Source organism: Desulfobacter sp. UBA2225 (assembly GCF_002348205.1).
Classification (GTDB): domain Bacteria; phylum Desulfobacterota; class Desulfobacteria; order Desulfobacterales; family Desulfobacteraceae; genus Desulfobacter; species Desulfobacter postgatei.
In genome coordinates, this window is sequence record NZ_DDYV01000268.1 from 1 (window position 1) to 3275 (window position 3275).

Annotated in this window: 4 protein-coding genes; 3 read left to right on the forward strand and 1 reads right to left on the reverse strand. The window is 47.1% G+C overall.

The window, feature by feature from the left end:
- From B3D59_RS13625 to B3D59_RS13635, 3 genes are all read left to right on the forward strand, one after another.
- A partial coding sequence (locus B3D59_RS13625; protein ID WP_286820454.1) for a cytochrome c3 family protein occupies positions 1-520 on the forward strand: 520 nt, incomplete at its 5' end.
- Positions 521-565: 45 nt separating this feature from the next.
- Complete coding sequence (locus B3D59_RS13630; protein ID WP_286820460.1) at positions 566-1957, forward strand: multiheme c-type cytochrome; 1392 nt, start codon at positions 566-568, stop codon at positions 1955-1957.
- 76 nt (positions 1958-2033) lie between these two features.
- The gene (locus B3D59_RS13635; RefSeq protein ID WP_286820462.1) at positions 2034-2837 is read left to right on the forward strand and encodes a 4Fe-4S dicluster domain-containing protein; all 804 of its coding nucleotides are present in this window, start codon (positions 2034-2036) and stop codon (positions 2835-2837) included.
- A 26-nt stretch (positions 2838-2863) separates the two neighbouring features.
- On the opposite strand, the gene B3D59_RS13640 is transcribed toward B3D59_RS13635, so the two are convergent.
- Positions 2864-3184 (reverse strand): cupin domain-containing protein, encoded by a 321-nt coding sequence (locus B3D59_RS13640; RefSeq protein ID WP_286820465.1) that lies wholly within the window; start codon positions 3182-3184, stop codon positions 2864-2866.
- Positions 3185-3275: the final 91 nt, after the last annotated feature.

Genomic DNA, 3275 nt, shown 5'->3' on the forward strand with positions numbered 1-3275 from the left:
CTTTATCGGCATTATTCTCGCTTTTCCTGTATTTAGCCTGACCTATTATACAATGGTGAGAACATCAACACCCGGATTCTGCGCCTCCTGCCACGAAATTCAACCTGCCTTTAACGCGTGGAAGACCTCTACCCATGTAAACAACGCCCAGGGATTTGTCGCTGATTGTATGGACTGCCACCTGCCTGCCCCGCAGGACACAATTAACTTCTTTTATACAAAGACGGCCCACGGCATCAAAGACGTATTCGTCCATTTTGCCTATGGGACCTATGATCGGGAAAAGAGCCGTGATCATACCTATGAAACCTTTAAAAATGCACAATGCCAAAAATGTCACCGAAATATTTTAAATATCCCGGATAAAAGGGGAGCCATGCTGGCCCACCGGACAGTTTTATACCCCAAAGAAGGATATGAAAAAAAATGCGTAGACTGCCACAGGAATCTGGTTCATGTGGACAGTGAAATTTATAGGTATAAAGAAAAACAGCCGCCGTATAGAGGATTAGGGATTTAGGTTTTATAAACCTTGCAACGGTTACAAATAAAATAAGGGGATACCATGAAAAAGAAATTGAGTGCACTGCTGGCAGGTGTATTTATCACCGGTATATCCACATCCACGGTTTTGTGTTCGGATATCCAGATGAATATACCAAAATCAAAAGAGTTTAGAATTGAGCGGTCCATGTCACCGGAAGCCATGGCATGTATCGAATGTCATAAAAAGCAGCATCCGGGGATCTTTTCTGACTGGGCGGCCAGTCGTCATGCCGCCGCCAATATTACTTGTTACGACTGCCACGCTGCCGAGGTGCATGATCCGGACGTCAGTCAATCCCATTTTAAAGAGTACGAGACAAACGATACTAAATACGGGCAAAAAAAATACATGGTTCCGGTTTCTGCCGTGGTCACTCCCAAAGACTGCTCCCGCTGTCATCCCGATGAAGCAATGCAATACAGCAAGAGTAAACATGCCAATACCCTTGAGATCATCTGGAAAATAGATCCCTGGCTCAACGATGGCATGAACAGTGAGTTTGAGCGGGTAAACGGCTGTTACCATTGCCACGGCACCATTTTAAGCTTAAAAGACAAAGAGCTTGATCCGGCAACCTGGCCCAATGTAGGTGTGGGACGGCTGAATCTTGACGGCAGTAAAGGCAGTTGTACAAGTTGCCATACAAGACATCGTTTTTCTGTTATGGAGGCCAGAAAACCCCAGGCCTGCGGGCAATGCCACCTTGGTCCGGATCACCCCCAGATTGAAATCTTCACAGAATCAAAGCACGGAGACATTTACGATGCCTTTGGAGATGAATACAACTGGACCGCCGCACCTGGTAACTGGAGTCCTGGCGTTGATTTCAGGGGACCAACCTGTGCCTCGTGTCATATGTCCGGTGCCGGCAGTGTGATGACTTCCCATGACGTCACTGAAAGATTATCCTGGGAATTGCAAGCCCCATTGACAATCAGGCCTGAAGATTTTAAACCGTTTCCGGCCCAGACAAATTGGCAGGAGGAACGGACTAAAATGCAGGAAATCTGTATGCAGTGTCACGGAAAAAGGTGGACCGAATCCCACTACAGCCAGATGGATCAAACCATCAAAGAATATAATGAAGTATATTTCATACCTGCTAAGGCCAAACTTGATGAACTCTACACAAAAGGCTTGCTCGACAAAACCCGCTTTTTTGATGAACCCCTTGAGGTGGAGTACTATGAACTATGGCACCATGAAGGGCGCCGGGCAAGGATGGGGGCTGCAATGATGGCCCCTGACTACTCATGGTGGCATGGATTTTATGAATGTAAAAAACGGTTCAATGCGTTTATGGAAGAAGCCAATCACCTGATTAAAACCGGTGAAAAATCCTACAAAGCGGAAAATTATCCAAATGCCACCGGGAATACGACAAAACCACCTGAACTATTTAAACAATAGTTAACACCGAAAAGTAAATGCAGCCGTCCAATATTAATTTGAGCGGCTGCATTCTTATCGATTGTAGAGGAAAATTATGAAATGGGCCTGGGATGCTGAAAAAGAAATATCAAAAGTTCCGTTTTTTGTAAGAAAGAAGGTTCGGAAACGGGTTGAGAAAGAGGCAACAGAAAGCGGATGCTCCATGGTTTCATTGGATCATGTCCATGCAGCACGCAAACGCTTTTTATCAAACATGGAATCGGAAGTTAAAGGATATCAGATAGAGGTCTGTTTCAGCCAGGGAGGATGCCCCAACAGTTGCGTTGAAAAAGATACGTTGACGGCACGGCTTGAAGCGCTGCTTGCGGCAGAAGACCTTTTGGGATTTCTGCAAAAAAGCGTTCCGGGCAAGCTCAGATTCCATCATGAATTCCGGATCAGCGTTTCCCATTGTCCCAATGCCTGTTCCCAGCCACAGATAAAGGATATTGGTATCATTGCCGCCATGTATCCCAGGACGGAAGAAACCTTGTGCAGCGGATGCCTGGCCTGTGTCAATGTCTGCAAGGAAAAGGCCGTTGCCCTCTCCAACACGCCCTTTCCCCTGATTAATACCCGGGCCTGCCTGGGCTGTGGTGCCTGCGTTCGCGCCTGCCCAGCAGGTTGCATCCTGTCCGGAGAGAGGGGATACCGTGTTCTGCTCGGTGGCAGGTTAGGCCGCCATCCCAGGCTTGCCCGTGAGCTGCCACACCTTTTTACCGAAAGTCAGGTTCTTGAAGTGGTCAGAGCCTGTCTGGCGTATTACAAAAAGAACAGCCGGGAAGGCCAAAGGTTTTCGGCCCTGCTGGGCGACAACGATATCCCCCGGGACATACTTCAAGCCGTTTTGCCGCAGTAATTTATTTTTCCCGCCGGGCTATTTCATCAGATTGGCGGGGCAATGGTGACGATGATCCGCATTTGGGTCTCTGCCATTACCCCGTGGGGTTCCCTGATTTCCGAAATCAGGATATCCCCCTTATCGGCTGGAATTTTTGTATCATTCTCCCCGAGAAACCATCCCTTTCCTTCAAGAACCTGTATGGACAATTCCCCGTCCAGGTCGTGGGAGTGAACCGGAAACGTCACTCCGGCATCCAGATTAAAATTGATGATTTTGAAAAATTCTGAAGTTTGAACTAAAAAAAATCTCTTCATCGCTCCAGGGGTAAATTCGTTGGTTTCTGTGAGTTTTAAAACTTTCATGGATTTTTCCTTTCACATTCTAAAAAAATTATTTTGCTGTTTGCCGGGTCTGATTATAACGGATTTGGGGGACTGGGTCGGGGAGCGATGA